Below are 17,148 nucleotides of genomic sequence, written 5' to 3'. Positions count from 1 at the left end.
CGGTTCTCGCCATGACGCGTCTGCCTCTGCCACCCTCACTCTATGCCGATACCGCCGTCGCGCCGGTGGCCACGCCGCCGCTCGACATGGACAAAAGCGTTTCCGTCGCGATCGTCGGCGGCGGCTACACTGGTCTCTCCACGGCGTTGCATCTGGCGGAGCAGGGCGTCGAGGCGCTGGTGCTGGAGGCGCAGGAGCCGGGCTGGGGCGCGTCCGGTAACAATGGCGGGCACACCAACCCCGGCCTGAAGCATGACCCTGACAAGATCGAAGCGGATTTCGGCACCGAGCTCGGCCGCCGCATGATCGCGTTCTCCTACGGTGCCACCAATTTCACGCATGATCTGATCCGCCGTTACCAGATCCCCTGCGAGGCGCGGCAGAACGGCACGTTGCGCGCGGCCTACAACGAGGCCAGCGCCGCTGCGATCGAGAAGACGGCGCAGCAATGCATCCGCCGCGGCATGCCGGTGACGTATCTGAACCGCGAGCAGTCGCGCGAGATCACCGGTACGGATCGCTACATCGGCGCCATGCTCGATACACGCGGGGGCGACCTGCATCCGCTCAGCTACGCCCGCGGCCTTGCGCGCGCCGCGCTCTCCGCCGGCGCGAAGGTACATGGTGGGACGCCGGCGCTATCGCTGCGCCGCGACGGCAGCCGTTGGCGTATCGCGACGCCGCGCGCGGTGGTGCATGCCGAGAAGGTGCTGCTCGCGACCAATGGCTTCACCGACGATCTCTGGCCCGCGCTCCGCCGCACCATCGTGCCGGTGTTTTCCTCGATCGCCGCCACTGCGCCGCTGACGGAAGAGGTCGCGCGCGCGATCATGCCGACGCGGCCCGTGCTCTATGAGAGCGGCCACATCACGGTCTATTACCGCCTCGATCAGCAGAACCGGTTGTTGATGGGCGGCCGCGGCCCGATGCGCTGGATCACGGCGCCCGATGATGTCGCCTATCTCATACGTTACGCCGAGCGGCTCTGGCCGCAGCTCAAGGGCGTCGCCTGGACTCATGGCTGGAACAGCCGGCTTGCGATCACCGCGGATCATTATCCGCATGTGCACGAGCCCGCGGAAAACATCCTGATCTCGCTCGGCTGCAACGGCCGCGGCGTTGCGCTCTCGACCGCCATGGGCGCGCAGCTCGCGCGCCGTCTGATCGGCGGTCCCAAGGCCGAGATCGACATGCCCATCACCGGCATCAAGCCGATCCCGATGCACGCATTCTGGCCGGTCGGCGTGACCACCGCCGTGATCGCAGGCCGGGTACGCGACCGGCTCGGCATTTGAAAAGGCGCCGCTCCACCAGGGAGCGGCGCCTTGGATGATTCACCGGACGAATGTCAGCAGCGGCCCTGCTTCCACAGTCCGGGCGGGCAGCCGTGGCCGCGCCAGCCGACCTTGCGGCCATCCCACCATCCGGGCGGCGTGCCGTGGTGATGATGGCCCATCCCGTGGTCATGACCGTGTCCGTGGCCATGACCGCCCCTGGCGAATGCCGCGCCGGGCATCGTGAAGCCGGCCGCAATGATCAATGCTGCGGCGAGCGCGAGCTTCTTCATCCTGATTATCTCCCCCTAGGGCACGCATCTGTCCGTTCGATGGACATCGATCGTGATCTCGCGTGCAAACATGGAAGAGTCGTGACGCTCAGGCCTCCGCCACGGCGTCGGCCCAGGGCTGGAAGATCTCGACCCCGCCGGAATTGACGTCGCCATCGCGCATCACCACGCTCGGGCAGGCGAATTTCTGCGGCAAGGCCTGCACCTGGCTCTCTTCATAATCGAAGCGAGCGGCCAGGGTTTTACGTATCTCCGCTGGCAGTCTGCTATCGCCGATCACGACCGCGCCCTCGCTGGCGTCGATGCGCGGCTGGTGGATGGCGGCATCGAGATCCATGCCGAAATCCATCGCAAACGATACGAGCTGCATCACGGAGGGCAGGATGCGGCGTCCGCCGGAGGCGCCGACCGCGAGCCGCTTGCCATCCCTCGTCTCGGCGATGACGGGCGTGTAGTTGCAGAGGCAGCGCTTGCCTGGCGCGAGCGAATTGGTGGTGCCGGGCGTCGGATCGAACCACATGATGCCGTTGTTCATGGCAATGCCGCTGTGCGGCGTCACATATTTCGAGCCGAACGACGACAGCAGCGTCTGCGTCACCGCCGCGATGTTGCCGTGACGGTCGACGACCGAGAAGTGCGTGGTGCAGGCGGGGGCGAGATATTCGGCGCCGAGCGAACGCTTGCCCTCGGCATCGCCCATGTCCTTGAGCCGCTCGCGGAAGGCCGCCTGCAGGGCGAGGGCATATTCGACATAGGCGGCTGCATCGGGTTCGCTCGCCGGCTCCAGGCTCTGCTGCAGCAGGCGCAGTGCATGCGCCATGGTCGGTCCGGCCGTGAGTTCCGGCGTCGCGTAGACTCTTCCGCCGCGATAGGGGATCGCCAGCGGCTCGCGCAGATGCGCGCGAAACGCGGCGAGATCCTCCACCGACAGCGAGCCGCCGTCGGACCTGATGTCGGATGCGATGCTTTTGGCGAGATCGCCCTCATAGAAATCACGCGGACCGGCTTCGGCAAGGTGCGACAGCGTCGCCTTGAGCCTGTCCTGTGGCAGCCGCACCTCGGACTTGATCCCCCATGGCGGGCTCGGCGGCAGGCCGTCCTTCAAAAATGCAGCCGCGCTGGCGGGATAGCGCCGGAGATCGGCCGCCGAGGCCGTGATCGTCAGCGCGGTCCACCAATCGACCAACAGGCCTTCGCCGGCGAGGCCGACCGATGGTGCGAGCAGATCCTTCCACGACATTCTGGCGTAGCGGCGATGGGCCTCCTCCATGCCGGCGACAACGCCCGGCACGGCAATCGCGCCGGGCCCGTGAATGTTGCGGTCGTCCGTCACCCGCGACCAGGGAAACAGGTCCGAAGCTGCGCCTTCGCCGCTGAGCGGATAGTCCGATACGCGCAGGCTCTGCGGCGCGCACATGCCGTAGTCGATCACCTCATGACGATTTTCCTTGGCGCGGTAGAGCACCATCGCGCCACCGCCGCCGATGCCGCTGTTCCAGGGCTCGAGCACGTTCAGCGCAAAAGTGGTCGCGACGATCGCATCGACGCAATCGCCGCCCGCAGCGAGCACCTGCGCGCCCACCTCGGCCGCCCGCCGCGATTGCGAGGCGACAATGCCGCCCTTGGAGGCGACGGCGGGTTTGCGGACGGTTTGGTTCAAGCTGAACTGATGAGGCATGATGTCGCTTGTGCTTGCTTTGGCTTCGGGCGCGCGAAGAATGGCATATTGCCATCAAGGAGAACATCCAAAGCGAGACGCGACATGGCAGGTGTGAAACAGGCGCGCGATGGCACCGTCGGGATCTTGACGCTCGACGAGCCGCCAAGCCTGAACGCGACGACGTCAGACCTGCTCGTCGCGCTCGCCATCGTCGAGATGACTGAAGATGGACAAGAGGAAGCGGGCCCGTTCAGAGCCCGCGTTTCAGCCGGCTGGCCTGATATTTGGCGCGCCATTTCGGGCCCGGGCCGCGCATATAGTGCAGCTCGGGACGGTAGGGATTGCCCGCGATTCGCACCAGCTTCTGCAATTTGCCGGCGACGAAGGTGATGGGCTGGCGGAGCAGGGTCAGTGAAGCGAACAGCATGGCATCACCTCAATGCGGCTTGCCGAGCATCGCGGTGAAGGGAAGATCGAAGATCTCCTCGCCGTCGTCGTCGCTGATATGGATCACCCAGTCACGCCAGTCTTCGGCGCCGGGCGTCTCGATCATCGAGCGCATGATCTGGGCTGCGCGGTCGCGCGCCTCGGCGAGGTTGGCAACTGCCGCGCCGTAGTGATCGATCAGCGTGCCTTCGGTATTGGAGCAGTGAAAATACATCTGAACCATACACGCCTCCTCCGGAAAGCGATTTGGATGGCATATCGATACCACCCGCATAACGCGAAAAATATTCGGGCCGATCCCGGTAAGGGAATCTACGGAGATTGGTCGGCACCACGAGCCCAGCGGGTTTGATCACAGGCGAGTGAAGTTCAACTGGACGGCGCCGGTGCATCATGGAACAACCCTCGGCCGAAGGTCGGGGAGGCCGCTGTGAATCAGCTCACATTCCAGGATGGACGCCGAAGCCTGTGCGTGGGTGTCGCTGCCGTCGTCGCGATCCTTCTCGGCTTTGCGTCGCCGGCCGCATCCGAACCGGTCAGGAAAAGCGGTTATGCGGTGGGGAGAGAGACCTGCGGCAGCGGCGATCTCGCCTTTCCCAGGGTACAGATCGACATGAAGGCGGGCTTTTGCGCTGGCCTCGTTGCCAGCGAGGAGGAGCATCTCAAGTTTCCGCGGTCGATCATCCAGGTGCCCGGCCGTAATCTGTTCGTGGTCGCCGACATGGGTGGCTGGGGCCGCAACGATGGACGGCTGTTGCTGCTCGATCCCCATGCCGCGGGCGGCCAGCGGCTCAAGGAGCTCCTGACCGGGGTGGAATATCCATTCGGCCTCGTGATCGGGCCGGACAAGAAGCTCTATGCCTCGACTGACGAGACGATCTTTCGTTTCGACCCGCTGGCGGACAATCCGCGCAGCACGGTCGAGACCATCATCCGCCACATGCCCGGTCGCCGCATCACGCTGCCCGACGGCACCAGGATCGAGGAAAGCGCGCATCCGCTCAAGCAATTCGTGTTCGATCGTAACGGGCGGCTGTTCGTCAATGTCGGCGCCCACAGCGACGATTGCATCACGCCGGCGCCGATCACGAAACCCTGTGCGCCGGCGGAAGGCCCTTCCGCCATGGCGGCCATCTGGCTGTTCACGCCGCCGTCGGGCGGCGTCTTTGCGGCCCTGAAGGCGAACGATCCCGATCCGCCCCACACGATTTACGCGCGAGGCCTGCGCAATTCCATGGCGCTGGCGCTGCACCCCAGCTTTCCCGATGCCGGCTACGCCTTCCTGCAGGGCGAGAACGGCCGGGACCTGCCCGATATCTTCAAGCCGAACGAGGAGATCAACGCGATCGAGCCGGACAAACATTATGGCTGGCCTTATTGCTACGACTTGTCGACGCCGAGCCCTGAGTTCAAACCGGTGCTGCTATCCGGCGTCTACAAATCGCTTTGCATCGGAAATGCGCTCTACAAGGCGCCGTTCTCGCTCCTGCCGCCGCACGGCGCGCCGCTTGCGATGCTGTATTATCACGGCACGAAATTTCCGGAGCTGGAGGGCAAGTTGCTGATCACCCTGCACGGTTATCGCCCGACCGGCAGCCGTGTGCTGATCTACGACGTCGACGATCACGGGTTTCCGAAGCTGGCTCCGGCGCCGGTGCGCTATCACGTCAGTTGTGCGGCCGACCCGACCCACAGCTTTCAGACCGACGCCGGTGATGTCGCCGCCGCACCGTTCGATGAGCTGATCGCCGGCTGGCATCGCGTCAACGGTGCGCGGCCGCAGGGCGCGCCGGTCGGCATGACGGTCGCGGAAGATGGCGCGATCTGGCTGGTCGAGGACAAGAACCAGACCATCATCCGCATCGATCGTGCCGCGGGCGATCCCCCGCCGCCGCTGCCCTGCGACACCCGCAGCCAGACCCTGATCGACCAGCTCGCTGGCTTCGTCGCCAAGGACGCACAGAACAGGATCCGGCTCACCACGCTGCGCAAGAACCTCGTCGAGAAGCACTGCGTCGGCTGCCATTCCGATTTCGGCCTGAAGGCAGGACAGTCGGACGCCGACAAGGACGCGACCGTGCTCCGGTTCATGCTGTCGCAGGACGGATGGATCTATCCGGGCGATCCCACCTCCGGCAAGCTGCGCACACGGCTGCGCGGCATCGGTGCGGAAAAGCTGATGCCCCCCGGCGGCGAGGGCCTGGCGACGACTGAGCCCGGTTACGCGGCTTTGCTCACCACCGTTGATCTGCTCGTGGCCAAGATGCTTCCGGGCACGCCGATGCGCATCAAGCTCGGCCTGCCGCAGCGCAGGTTCTTTGGCAAGACCAACAAGGAATGCGGCGAAATACCGGCTGCCAGGGTCGTCGTCGTGACACAAAGGAACGCTGTAGACAAACCGGGCTTCAGCCGTTTCTTCCGGCCGGCCGACCCTTACCTGAACGGCGAGTGCAGCGACGACGATGGCTATTACATCCGGCAGGAATTTCTGGGGCCTGTGCAGTAGCATTCTGCTCGTTGTCGTGACGCCGCTCTTCGCTGCCGAGACGAAGCTGTTCGAAAGCGTGCAGGTGACACCCGCCGACGAATATACACACGGTATCGAAGGGCCCGCCGTCGATCTCGACGGCAACCTCTTCGTCGTCAATTTCGGCAAGCCCGGCACCATCGGCAGATTGCCCGCGGGCGGCGCGGCGTCGGAAGCCTTCACGGCACTCCCCGAAGGCAGCATCGGCAATGCCATCCGCTTCGATCGCAACGGCACGATGTTCATCGCCGACTACAAGAAGCACAACATCTTTGCGATCCCCAAGGGCGCGACCGAGCCGGTTGTCTGGTTTCATTCCGACGAGATGAACCAGCCCAACGACATCACCATTGCCCGCGATGGCACGATCTATGCGAGCGATCCGAATTGGAAGGGCCGCGAAGGCCACATCTGGCGCCTCGCGAAGACTGCAGATGGCGCGGTGCAGGGACAAATCATGACGGCGCCGCGCGCGATGGGCACGACCAATGGCATCGATCTCAGCCCTGACGGCAAGACGCTCTATGTCGGCGAATCCAGCAATGGCCAGGTCTGGTCCTACACCATCCGCGGCCACGACCTCACCGACGCAAAGCTGGTCAAGGCGTTTCAGCCCGATACCATCGACGGCCTTCGCACCGACGTCGCCGGCCGCCTCTACGTCGCGCGCATTCTCAAGGGTACGATCGCGTTGATGAAGCCCAACGGGGCGGTCGAGCATGAGATCGCGCTGAACGGGAAGGAGCCGACCAATCTGGCCTTCGGCGGCAGTGATGGCAAGACCGTCTTCGTCACCCAGCGTCAGGGCGGCTTCATCGAATCCTTCCGCACGGACCAGCAAGGCCGCGAGCACTGTCTCCAGCGCGGCCGCTGTTAGGGACGTCACAGCGCTCTGCTCTCGACGCAGAGCCGCGGCCCTGAGGCGGCATTCTTCCCGCTTGCATCCGTGGGCGACAGGGATCAAGACATCCGTGGCATCGTCAAACGTGACTACGGGAGTGTTGAGTGAAAGCCGTCCATACCGAACTGCATCGTAGCCACGACCCGCAATTCTTTCTGGTTCGCGGTGTCGTCAAGCGCACCACCGAGCAGCCCGAGCGCGCCGATCGCCTGCTCAAGGGTTTGAAGGACGGCAAGCATCAACTGGTCGAGCCGACCACGTTCGGCCAGGGCCCGCGTGCCCGCATTCACAGCCCGGACTATTTGTCGTTCCTGAGTGAAGCCTGGGACGCCTGGACGGCGCTCGGCGATTCCGGTCCCGAGATGATCGGCAACGTCCATCCCGTGCGCCATGCCGCGACGTATCCGACACACATCGTCGGCAAGCTCGGCTGGCACACTGCTGATACCGCGGCGCCGATCGGTCCCGGCACTTGGGCGGCGGCTTGCGCCGCGACCGACGTTGCGGTGACGGCGGCGCAGATGGTGATGGACGGTGAGGACGCGACCTATGCGCTCTGCCGTCCGCCCGGCCATCACGCCTATCGCGACATGGCCGGCGGCTTCTGCTTTCTCAACAACAGCGCGATCGCCGCGGCGCATCTGCGGCTCAAGCACGAGCGCATCGTGATCCTCGACGTTGACGTCCATCACGGCAACGGCACGCAGGGCATCTTCTACGCGCGGCCTGATGTCTATACGATCTCGATCCACGCCGATCCGATCGCCTATTATCCCTACGTATGGGGCTACGCGCATGAGCGCGGCGAGGGCCCTGGCCTCGGCGCCAATCTCAATATCCCTCTGGCGATCGGCACCGGCGATGACGGCTACCTCAAGGCGATGGACGTCGCGCGCAGGGCGATCGAGTCCTTTGCGCCCGGCGCGCTCGTGATCGCGCTCGGGCTCGATGCGTCCGAGCACGATCCGCTGAAAGGCCTCGCCGTCACCACGCCGGGCTTCCGCCGCATCGGCCAGGCCATCGCGAAGCTGGGCCTGCCGACCGTGTTCGTGCAGGAGGGCGGCTATCTCTCGGACATTTTGGGTGCAAACCTGAGTTCGGTGCTGGCGGGTTTCGAAGAGGCGCGGTGAAGTAGCCTCATTCTCCGTCATTGCGAGCGCAGCGAAGCAATCCAGAATCTTTCCGCGGACGAACTCTGGATTGTCTCACTGCGCTCGCAATGGCGATGTGGATGCAGTGTGATCAAAATCTAAAACAACCCGCTCGCCCTCAGCGCCTTGCAGACGTGCTGCATCTCGGTCTCGTCAGCGATCATGTCGAGCATGACAGTGGTCAGGCCCTTCGCGGCAAACTCCTTCAGCTTCGCGCCAATCTCGGCATAGCTGCCGACGAGATAAGGGCAGTCGGCCTGGAAGGTGAGATAGGGCAGCAGCCAATAGCCATTGTCGGCAAGCTCGCCGCTCTGCCCCTCATAGAGCCGTCGCTTCCAGACGGAATCCGAGTTCTCCACCGTCAGCGCAAGAAGCTCGCGATCGTCAGGGTTGTCGCGGAAGCGGGCCTTGGCGGCCCGTCGTGCCTCCACGCCGCTCTCGCGCGCGAAGATGCCGAAATTCATTCCTGATGCCTTGAGGCCGCGGTCGAGATCGGGCGGCAGCATCTGCATCTTGATGCAACCTGTCTCCTCTGAGACGCGCTGCGCCGCGTCCGATTGCCCCGCGATCAGGAATTCCGGCATCAACTCCGCCGGCGGGCGCGGTCGCAATTGCAGATTCCTGGCGCGATAGAACCGGCCGTCGACATTGACCGGGCGTGGGCTCATGAGCAGTTGGCGCGCCAGCCCAATGAATTCGCTGAGCCTGACATAGCGGTCGGCATGCGATTGTTCGTCACCGAGCCCCTGCAGATCGCTGAGCGCGGTGCCGGTGATCATGTTGAGATAGATCTTGCGGCCGTAGAGCTGCGCAAAGGACGACACGAATTTCGCCGCCGTGAACGGGTGCATATAGACCGGATTGACGGCGATCAGCGGCGAAGATCGCGTCGTCGCCGCGATGACGTGCTGGGCCATGGCCCACGGCTCGACGAAGACGTCATTACCTTCGAACAGCAAAATGCCTTCGAAGCCATTGCGATCGGCGAACCCTGCCACGCGCATCAGCTCGCCGACATAGTCTTTGGGATCGCGGTTGCGCGAAATCGCTGGAAAGACCCGCAGCCGCGCCGGCATCAGGCCGCGTCCTGGAGCGGCCAGGCGTTGCGGGTGATGCGAAGGCCACCCGCGGCGCGCGAGCCGTCGGCGATCGCGAGGCGATGCGAAGGCGACGGCGAGCACAGCGAGAAGCGCCAGCCCGTGGGATCGTCCGCGATATCGGGCTTGAAGCTGATCCCGATTGACTCCTGTGAGATCTGCATCGCGAACGAATCGAGCGGCAGATTGAGCCCGAAACCCCTGGCCTTCAGATAGGATTCCTTCAGCGTCCAATAGTCGAAGAAGCGTTCGGTTGCGGCGGGCTCGGGTAGGCCACGCAGTGCCTCGACCTCCTGCGTGGCGAAAAATCGCAGCGCTGTCGACAGCGGCGCGCCACGCCGCGCCACGGTCTCGACGTCGACACCGACGGTCTCATGCTTCGACACGACGCAGGCGACGCAACCGTCGGTATGGGACAGGCTGAAATGCAGTGCTGTCGCGGCCGCGGGTGCCGCGACAAAGGGCCGGCCGTAGCGGCCGGTCGAGAACGACCAGTCGCTGGGCGCAACCTCAGGTGCTGCGCGCGAGAGCGCGAGGCGCAACATCGCGTGCGCGAAGATATATTGCCGTTGATGCCGCTCGAACTTGAAGCGGCCGGCGCGTGCCCGCTCGTCGACCGAGAGCAGCTGCCGAAACGCCTCGACAGCGTCCGCCGTGTCGATGCTCTCGATCAATCCGACAAACAGTTCAATTCCGTCGTCTGCCATCCAAACGGCCCCACAGCGCCGGGCGGAGTCCAGATCCGACCCTGACTGAACAATCAACCGGCCAGACCGACCGAGCAGACCGCTTCTAGTGGTCCACCCGGGCAAATTCTTGTCGATGCTTGTCGGTCTGCAGGCGCAAGCTTATGGAAGACCCAACTCGACAGGCGAGCGGCCCAATCTGGAAAGGAAATCCGAAATTCGTGCGGCGTCCCAGCCGACGAACCTTACTTCTTCTTCTTGGCCTTTTTGCCGCCGCCCAGCACCGAAAGGCTGGCGTCGACTTCCTTCAGAGCGGACTGGAGCTTCTTCTTCTCGTCGGTGAGAAGTTTTTGCAGGGCCTTGCGGTCCTTGTCGCTCAGCGAGGTGCCCTTGGTAAATTTGATGAAACCCATAACACTTCCCCGGTTGAAATCAGTCCAAACGAAACGCGAGAATAATCTTGCGCGCTGGCGCCAAATAATCAAGATGCAACTTGCTCATTCACAGCTCTGGCGAGTGACCCCTTATTCGTCTGCCCTTACCGCAGCTCATGCCGCTCTGCGCGGGAGCAGCCGGTCGAGCGGCGTATTGGGTCGGGCAATGGCGGACGCCAGCAGCGCGACGAGATACTCCATCCACGTGCCGACCATGCCGCCGTCGAGCAAATCGCGCTTGTAATTGCACGTGCCTGTGATCCCGGTCGGGCGCTCCTTGAGCATCAGGGATAACCAGGTCGGGTCGACTGGAAGCACCGGTTGGCCCTCGCGCGCCACGTTTCCAATCGATCGCACCGTGACGGCAGGCAGGTCGAGCGGCTGGCGTAGCGGATTTTGCAGCGTGAAATAGACCTGGAGCAGCGAAGCCGGATCGATGCCTTGCTGCTCCAGATGGTCGGCCAGGATGTTGAACGGCAGCTCCTGGCGCGCATGCGCGTCGAGCACGCTTTGACGCACCCGCGCCAGGGCCTGCGTGAACGACAGATCCGGGGTAATTCGGCTGCGGACGATCACGGTGTTCTCGAATGGGCCGATGATCCGCTCGGTGTCCGGCTGGGCGCGGTTGGCCATGGCTGTGGCGACTGAAATGTCCGTGCGTCCAGTCCGCGCCAGCAGCAGGACCTTCAGGCCGGTGAGCAGAGACATGAAGAGTGTGGCGTTGTGCTGGCGCGCATAGGCTGTGAGCCCGGCGACAAGTTCACGCTCCATGCTGAGCGGATGATGGCCCGTCGATGCGCCCGGATGCGCTGCGCCGTCGAATAGGGGAGCTGCGCCGCGCAGATTTTCGGTCCAGTGCGCGGCCTGCCGGCGGGCCGCCTCGGTGCCGCACCACCAGCGCTGCCACCGGGCGACGTCGGAGAACGCAAGCGGCGTCCCTGGCGGAGGTTCCGACCGATGCCCCGCGAGCGTAGCATAGCAGTTCGACAATTCCTCGAACAGCACGCCGACCGACCAGCCATCGGCGATGGCATGGTGCAGCGTCAGCAGCAGGATGTGATCCTCGGAGTGAAGGCGCAGCAGCCGTGCGCGCAGGAGCGGCGCTCGCGCCGTGTCGATCGGAGTATAGGTCTCCTGCGTCATCAGGAGCTCGAGCTTCCTGAGCTCGAGTGCCTTGCGCCGCTTATTGTCATGCGGTCGCCCATCGCCGATGGTCTCGACGGTCAGGACCGGCCCGAGCGTGGCGGGCGCGACGACGCGGCTGACCGGCTCGCCGCCATTCCAGCCGAACGCCGTCCGCAGCGATTCGTGTCGGCGCACGATGTCGTCGATGGCCTGCGCCAGCCTGCGCGGATCGATCGGGCCCTCGAGGCGGAATGCGAAGGGCAGATTGAACAGCGGCAGACCGGGCAGGTTCTGCTCGATCCGCATCATCTGGTCCTGCGCAATCGACGGCTTGGGGGGGCCGCTTTCAGCGAGGCGCGGGACGTCCGCCGCGGGCTTGTGCGGTTTCATGGCCACGGCCTCGTCGACCAGCCGCGCGAGTTCCTCGATCGTGGGTGCCTCGAAGATGGTCTTGATCGGCAGCGAGACCCCGAGTGCGCGGGCGACGCGCGCCATCGCCTGGCCCGCCAGCAACGAATGGCCGCCGAGGTCGAAGAAATTGTCGGTGACACCGATGCTCTCGACCTTCAGCAGGTCGATCCAAATATCGGACAGCACCTTTTCGGTGAAGCGGCGGGCCGGCACGGCGGCTTCCGCACCTGCGGCCTCGTGTTGCACGGGTGCCAGCAGCGCGGAGCGATCGAGCTTGCCGTGGGCATTGAGCGGAACGTGGTCCAGGAACAGGAACGCCGAGGGGATCGCATGACTTGGCAACCGGCTTTTGAGGAAGTCGCGCAGCTCGTTGGCGCTGGCCTGGCTGCCGGATCTGGCAACGACATGGGCGATCAGCCTGACATCGCCATCGGCGTCACGTCGCGGCTCGACGATGCCGGCGCGCACGCTTGCGTGGTCGGCGAGTGCTGCCTCGATCTCCTTGAGCTCGATGCGATAGCCGCGGACCTTGACCTGGAGGTCGGCACGGCCGAGGCATTCGATCGTCCTGTCGGCGCGGCGGCGGGCCAGGTCCCCGGTGCGGTACATCCGGCTGCCTTTCTCGCGCGCGAACGGATCGGGGATGAAGCGCTGCCGGCTCTGCGCGGGATCGTTGATATAGCCGCGGCCAACGCCGGCACCGCCGATGCAGAGCTCTCCGACCACCCCGATCGGCTGCGGCTCGAGGTTCTGATCAAGTACGTAGAGCTGCATGTTGGGGAGGGGGGCGCCGATCGGGACATTGGTGGTCGCCGCGTCCGGCGCCCGGGTCAGCCGGTGCAGGGAGACGTCGTCGGAACACTCCGAAGCACCATAGGCATTGATCAGCGGCACCTTCGGGCAGCGGGCGAACCAGGCGCGGCAGACATCGACCGGCAGCGGCTCGCCTGTCGAGATCAGCAGCCGGAGGTTCGCGAAAGCGCGCAGCATCGGCGCCTCGTCGAGGCGTTCGAGGACGACGCGGAGCAGCGAAGGGACGATCTCGAGCACCGTGATGCCCTCGCGTTCGATCTCGCGCGCGAGCAGCATCGGGTCTTGCACGACTGCGTTGCCGCAGACATGGACGCGCGCGCCGGTCATGGGACCGGCGAGGAACTGCCAGACCGAGATCACGAAACTCTGCGGCGCGGTCTGCGCGATGACGTCCTTGGGCGTGAGGCCAAGCTCGGCAATCAGCGACGCCAGATGATTCGTCAGCCCGCGCTGCTCGATCATGACGCCCTTCGGCGTACCGGAAGAGCCGGACGTGTAAATCAGATAGGCAAGGCCCGTGCTTGTCCGTCGCGTCGTGCGGGTCGGCTTGATCGGGTTGAGCGCGATTGCGTCCTCCAGCTCGGCGACCTGGATGCGCTCGACCAGCGGCTCGAGCAGCGCGCCGGCGATGGCGGATTGTGCGCGTCCGATCAGCAGCACCTTTGCGCAGCTCGATCCGAGGATGATTGCGAGCCTCGCCGGCGGCTGCTCAGGATCGAGGTTCAGGAACGCCGCGCCTGCGCGCTGCACGCCGATCATGGCGGCGAGCAGGTTCGGCCCACGCTCCGCGAGCAGGGCGACCACGCTCTCGGTGCCGACTCCTTCGCGCGTCAGCCAATGCGCGATCGCCTGGCTCCGGCGCACCAGCTCGCGATAGCTCAGGGACGACACTCCATCGGACACAGCAATGGCATTCGGCGTCTTGTTCGCCTGCTGGTCGAAACGTTCGCAGAGATTGCCGCGCGTCGCAAAATTAGCCGAACGGCCTTTCGCAGGCAGTCGCCGGCGTTCGGCGTCGGTGAGCAGAGGCAGGCGCGTGATCCGCTGCTCGGGATTGGCGATAGCCGCCTTGAGCAAGGTCTTGAACTGATCTGCCATGCCTTCGATCGTACCTGCATCGAACAGATCGGTGGCGTATTCGAAGAAACCGGTGAAGCGGCCCTCAGCTTCGACCAGCTCGAGCGTGATGTCGAAGCGTGCGACTTCCGGGTCGATTTCCAGCCGCCGCGTCGTCAGGCCGGGGAAGCGCGCGGCCTCGATCGACGCGTTCTGGAGGATGAACATGATCCGGAACAGCGGATTGCCGTCGCTCCTTCGCGCGACCTGCAACGTGCGCAGGACCTCCTCGATTGGAAGGTCCTGGTTGCGGTAGGCGTCGAGGGTGACCTGCCGCACCCGCCGCAGCAATTCGCCGAAGGTCGGATCGCCCCGGAAATCGTTGCGCAGAATCAGCGTGTTCGCAAACAGCCCGATCAGGCGCTCGCTCTCGATCTGGTTGCGGTTCGCAATCAGCGACCCGGTCGCGACATCCTCATGGCCGGTGTGGCGGAACAGCAGACACTGGAACACCGCGAGCAGCGCCATGAAAGGCGTCACGCCCTGGTCCTGGCTCAGCGCGCGTATGTCGGCCGAAAGGGTCTTGGTGAACTCGAAATAATGACGGGCTCCGTGCCCGCTCCAGAGTTCAGGCCTTGGCCGGTCCGTCCGCAGCGGCAGCGTGGTGACGCCGTCGAGCTGGGTCCGCCAGTACTCGAGCTGCTCTTTCGCCGCCGGTGTCTGCGCCCATCTCTGCTGCCAGAGGGCGAAATCGCGATACTGAAAGCCGGGCGAAGGCAGCCCCGCAGCGCTTCCCTTGCGTGCGGCGGAATATCCGGCGGCAAGCGCCTCCCAGAACAACCGCTGCGACCAGCCATCGGTGACGAGGTGATGCACATTGACGACGAGCGCATGGCTGGACTTGTCGAACGAGAGCAGCGTGACCTTCAGCGGCGGCTCGCGGGCGAGATCAAACTCATGTTGCGCGAGCGGGAGCGCTTCGCGCCTGACGACCGCAGGCCGCCGGTCCGAAGGGCATGGTCTCAACTTGATCCGCTCAAATTGCGGCGGCGCCTGAAGCACTTGCTGCACAGGCTCGCCCTCGCGTTCGACGAAGACCGAGCGCAGCGCCTCGTGGCGCTCGCAAATCGACGCGAGGCTCGCCTGAAGCGCGGCAATGGCGACTTCGCCCCTGAGCAGCGCGACCTCGACCACGTTGTAATTGTACCGCGTCCGGTCGAGCCGCGAGAGCACATACATCCGCTGCTGCTGGAACGACAGCGGCGCATCTGCCTCGGAAGCCGCCTGACGCCATGCCGGCAGCGAGGGATCGCGATGCGCGGTGTTTTCGAGCCGGGCCGCAAGCGCGCCAACCGTAGCACAGTCAAAAATGTCCTCGAAGGAGAAGTCGACATCGAAGTGCTCGCGCAGCCGCGAGCGCATCTGCGTGACCGCGAGCGAATCCGCGCCGAGCGCAAAGACATCCTGATCAACGCCGACCTGCGGGAGCTCGAGCAGGCCGGCCCAGATTTCCGCGAGCTGGGTCTCCAGTTCGCCGCGCGGAAGTTGCGTCTCGTCGTCATCCGACGCTGAAATCAGCTCGGCCAGCGCGTTGCGCTTGACCTTGCCGCTGGCGCCCTTCGGCAGCGCGGCCACGCTGCGGATCAGGCTCGGCACCTTGTAGGCGGCGAGGCGTTTGCGCGCGAATTGCCGTAATTGGTCGGACGTCGCCTCGGAATTGGATCGTAGCACCACGACTGCGGCGACGTTCTCGCCGAGCTTCGCGTGGGGAATAGCGAAGACGCCGGCTTCCAGCACCGCCGGATGGGCGAGCAGCACCTCCTCAACCTCCAGCGGAGAGACTTTCTGGCCACCGCGGTTGATGACATCCTTGATGCGGCCGACGATGAAGAGATAGCCGTCGGCATCGAGATAGCCGAGATCACCGGTCCGGAACCAGCCATTGCGGAAAGCGGCCTGCGTCGCCGCCTCGTCATTATAATAACCGCGGCTCATATTCGGTCCGCGCAGCATGATCTCGCCACGCTCGCCGTGTGCAAGCGTGCGGCCTGCATCATCCATGATCACGATCTCAGGACCTGCGGCGCGGCCGACCGAGCCGATCTTGCGCAGCTCGAACGGATTGGCGGCAATCTGCGAGGCCGCTTCCGTCATGCCATAGGTTTCCAGGACGGGCACGCCGAACGTCGCCTCCAGCCCATTGAGAATGGTCGGCGCCAGCGAGGCCGAGGCCGAGCGGATCACGCGCAACGAGGATGTCCGGGCGCGGTTCGGGTTCGCTTCGGCGGCCGTCAGCAGCGCGCGATGAATGGCCGGTACCGCCGTGTACCAGGTTGGCTGCAGGTCCCGCATCCAGCTGAAGAAGGGCGGTGCATCGAAACCGCCGGTCACGATCACGCTGGAGCCCGCGGCCAGCGCTGTCAGCAGGCCGGAGATCAGGCCGTGAGCGTGAAACAGCGGCAGGACGTTGAGCAGGCGATCGTGCCGGGCGAGCGACAATACGCGACCGGCATTCTGTGCGGACAGGCACACATTGCGGTGTGTCAGCGGCACCATTTTCGGCCGTGCCGCCGTGCCCGACGTCAGCAGGATGAACGCATCATCGTCGGCACATGCCGCGCCGCTGGTGCAGGCCGGACCGATCGTCGGGCCGATGAATTCGCAGCCCCCGAGATCCGTCTCCGGTCCCGGCACGAAGTCGATCACTGCGATATCGAGTGCCCTGGCAACGTCGCGACTCGCCGAGTTCATGCCGGCCCGCGTGACGAGCGCCGTCAGCTTCAGCTCGCTGAAATACCGCTGCAGCTCGTCGGCCGTCAGGTCCGGGTTGATGGGGACGCAAGCGCAGGCCGATGCGACGGCAATCAAGGCCAGTGCGCTGTCAGCCCCGCGCGGGAGCGCGACGGCAATCCGGTCGGCAGGCGCAATGCCGAGCCCGCGCAGCGTTTGGACGAGGTGCGCGATCCGAGTGCCGAGCGCGCCGTAAGTCAGCGGCGGCCGGCCGGGCGCGAGCAGAGCAGGCGCCTCGCGTATCGTTCGCGCATGGAAGGCGAGACCGCGGCCGAGATCGGCAAAGATCTCGGTTTCGGCGCTCGCGCCGTCCGCTCCGTCTGCTGCGCCGGATGCAATTCCCGACAATGCCATTCCCTTTTGATCCGATTGGGCTATTCTTCCCCGGAGTTAGGGAACGCGTCCAGTCTGAGGTGAAGTTTAGGGCCCAAAATCTGTGGTTGAGGGACCTTTATCCCTTCGGCGGAGGGAGTGTCGGGGTGG

General features: G+C 64.9%; 12 protein-coding genes. 4 read left to right on the top strand and 8 right to left on the bottom strand.

Features of this window, described 5'->3' with window-relative positions; all coding sequences use genetic code 11:
* Positions 1-11 precede the first annotated feature (11 nt).
* Positions 12-1,295, top strand: coding sequence for an NAD(P)/FAD-dependent oxidoreductase (locus ACVIIW_RS03275; protein WP_456699427.1), 1,284 nt, complete (start codon positions 12-14; stop codon positions 1,293-1,295).
* Positions 1,296-1,348: 53 nt separating this feature from the next.
* Here ACVIIW_RS03275 and ACVIIW_RS03270 read toward each other — a convergent pair whose 3' ends face one another.
* From ACVIIW_RS03270 to ACVIIW_RS03255, 4 genes are all read right to left on the bottom strand, one after another.
* Positions 1,349-1,567, bottom strand: a complete 219-nt coding sequence (locus ACVIIW_RS03270; RefSeq protein ID WP_456699426.1) for a hypothetical protein — start codon at positions 1,565-1,567, stop codon at positions 1,349-1,351.
* An 88-nt stretch (positions 1,568-1,655) separates the two neighbouring features.
* Complete coding sequence (locus ACVIIW_RS03265; RefSeq protein WP_456699425.1) at positions 1,656-3,245, bottom strand: gamma-glutamyltransferase family protein; 1,590 nt, start codon at positions 3,243-3,245, stop codon at positions 1,656-1,658.
* A 232-nt stretch (positions 3,246-3,477) separates the two neighbouring features.
* Positions 3,478-3,654: a hypothetical protein gene (locus ACVIIW_RS03260; RefSeq protein WP_456699424.1), complete on the bottom strand. Its 177-nt coding sequence runs from the start codon at positions 3,652-3,654 to the stop codon at positions 3,478-3,480.
* 9 nt (positions 3,655-3,663) lie between these two features.
* The gene (locus tag ACVIIW_RS03255; protein ID WP_456699423.1) at positions 3,664-3,897 is read right to left on the bottom strand and encodes a DUF6894 family protein; all 234 of its coding nucleotides are present in this window, start codon (positions 3,895-3,897) and stop codon (positions 3,664-3,666) included.
* Between the two features lie 207 nt (positions 3,898-4,104).
* On the opposite strand from ACVIIW_RS03255, the gene ACVIIW_RS03250 reads away from it, so the two are divergent.
* The 3 genes from ACVIIW_RS03250 (at position 4,105) to ACVIIW_RS03240 (ending at position 8,232) form a co-directional block, all read left to right on the top strand.
* Positions 4,105-6,180, top strand: a complete 2,076-nt coding sequence (locus ACVIIW_RS03250; protein WP_456699422.1) for a PQQ-dependent sugar dehydrogenase — start codon at positions 4,105-4,107, stop codon at positions 6,178-6,180.
* Positions 6,137-7,078, top strand: a complete 942-nt coding sequence (locus tag ACVIIW_RS03245) for an SMP-30/gluconolactonase/LRE family protein (RefSeq protein ID WP_456699421.1) — start codon at positions 6,137-6,139, stop codon at positions 7,076-7,078. The genes ACVIIW_RS03250 and ACVIIW_RS03245 overlap by 44 nt, the downstream gene beginning before the upstream one ends.
* Positions 7,079-7,206: 128 nt before the next feature.
* The gene (locus ACVIIW_RS03240) at positions 7,207-8,232 is read left to right on the top strand and encodes a histone deacetylase family protein (RefSeq protein ID WP_456699420.1); all 1,026 of its coding nucleotides are present in this window, start codon (positions 7,207-7,209) and stop codon (positions 8,230-8,232) included.
* A 119-nt stretch (positions 8,233-8,351) separates the two neighbouring features.
* Here the strand turns inward: ACVIIW_RS03240 and ACVIIW_RS03235 are convergent, their stop codons facing one another.
* The 4 genes from ACVIIW_RS03235 to ACVIIW_RS03220 form a co-directional block, all read right to left on the bottom strand.
* A complete protein-coding gene (locus ACVIIW_RS03235; protein ID WP_456705075.1) occupies positions 8,352-9,332 on the bottom strand; it encodes an LLM class flavin-dependent oxidoreductase in 981 nt (326 codons plus the stop codon).
* Positions 9,329-10,057 (bottom strand): 4'-phosphopantetheinyl transferase family protein, encoded by a 729-nt coding sequence (locus ACVIIW_RS03230; RefSeq protein WP_456699419.1) that lies wholly within the window; start codon positions 10,055-10,057, stop codon positions 9,329-9,331. Before ACVIIW_RS03230 ends, ACVIIW_RS03235 begins: the two co-directional genes overlap by 4 nt.
* Before the next feature lie 224 nt (positions 10,058-10,281).
* The gene (locus ACVIIW_RS03225) at positions 10,282-10,449 is read right to left on the bottom strand and encodes a hypothetical protein (protein WP_456699418.1); all 168 of its coding nucleotides are present in this window, start codon (positions 10,447-10,449) and stop codon (positions 10,282-10,284) included.
* A gap of 135 nt (positions 10,450-10,584) precedes the next feature.
* Complete coding sequence (locus ACVIIW_RS03220) at positions 10,585-17,019, bottom strand: amino acid adenylation domain-containing protein (protein WP_456699417.1); 6,435 nt, start codon at positions 17,017-17,019, stop codon at positions 10,585-10,587.
* Between the last annotated feature and the right edge of the window lie 129 nt (positions 17,020-17,148).

It is taken from the genome of Bradyrhizobium sp. USDA 4449, from assembly GCF_054056275.1.
The sequence above is the reverse complement of the archived record's forward strand: the minus strand, read 5'-3'. Positions and strand labels throughout refer to the sequence as shown.

Coding starts and splice junctions, on each gene's coding strand:
- ACVIIW_RS03275 (WP_456699427.1), top strand. CDS start 12: ATGACGCGTCTGCCTCTGCCACCCTCACTCTATGCCGATACCGCCGTC.
- ACVIIW_RS03270 (WP_456699426.1), bottom strand. CDS start 1,567: ATGAAGAAGCTCGCGCTCGCCGCAGCATTGATCATTGCGGCCGGCTTC.
- ACVIIW_RS03265 (WP_456699425.1), bottom strand. CDS start 3,245: ATGCCTCATCAGTTCAGCTTGAACCAAACCGTCCGCAAACCCGCCGTC.
- ACVIIW_RS03260 (WP_456699424.1), bottom strand. CDS start 3,654: ATGCTGTTCGCTTCACTGACCCTGCTCCGCCAGCCCATCACCTTCGTC.
- ACVIIW_RS03255 (WP_456699423.1), bottom strand. CDS start 3,897: ATGGTTCAGATGTATTTTCACTGCTCCAATACCGAAGGCACGCTGATC.
- ACVIIW_RS03245 (WP_456699421.1), top strand. CDS start 6,137: ATGGCTATTACATCCGGCAGGAATTTCTGGGGCCTGTGCAGTAGCATT.
- ACVIIW_RS03230 (WP_456699419.1), bottom strand. CDS start 10,057: ATGGCAGACGACGGAATTGAACTGTTTGTCGGATTGATCGAGAGCATC.
- ACVIIW_RS03225 (WP_456699418.1), bottom strand. CDS start 10,449: ATGGGTTTCATCAAATTTACCAAGGGCACCTCGCTGAGCGACAAGGAC.
- ACVIIW_RS03220 (WP_456699417.1), bottom strand. CDS start 17,019: ATGGCATTGTCGGGAATTGCATCCGGCGCAGCAGACGGAGCGGACGGC.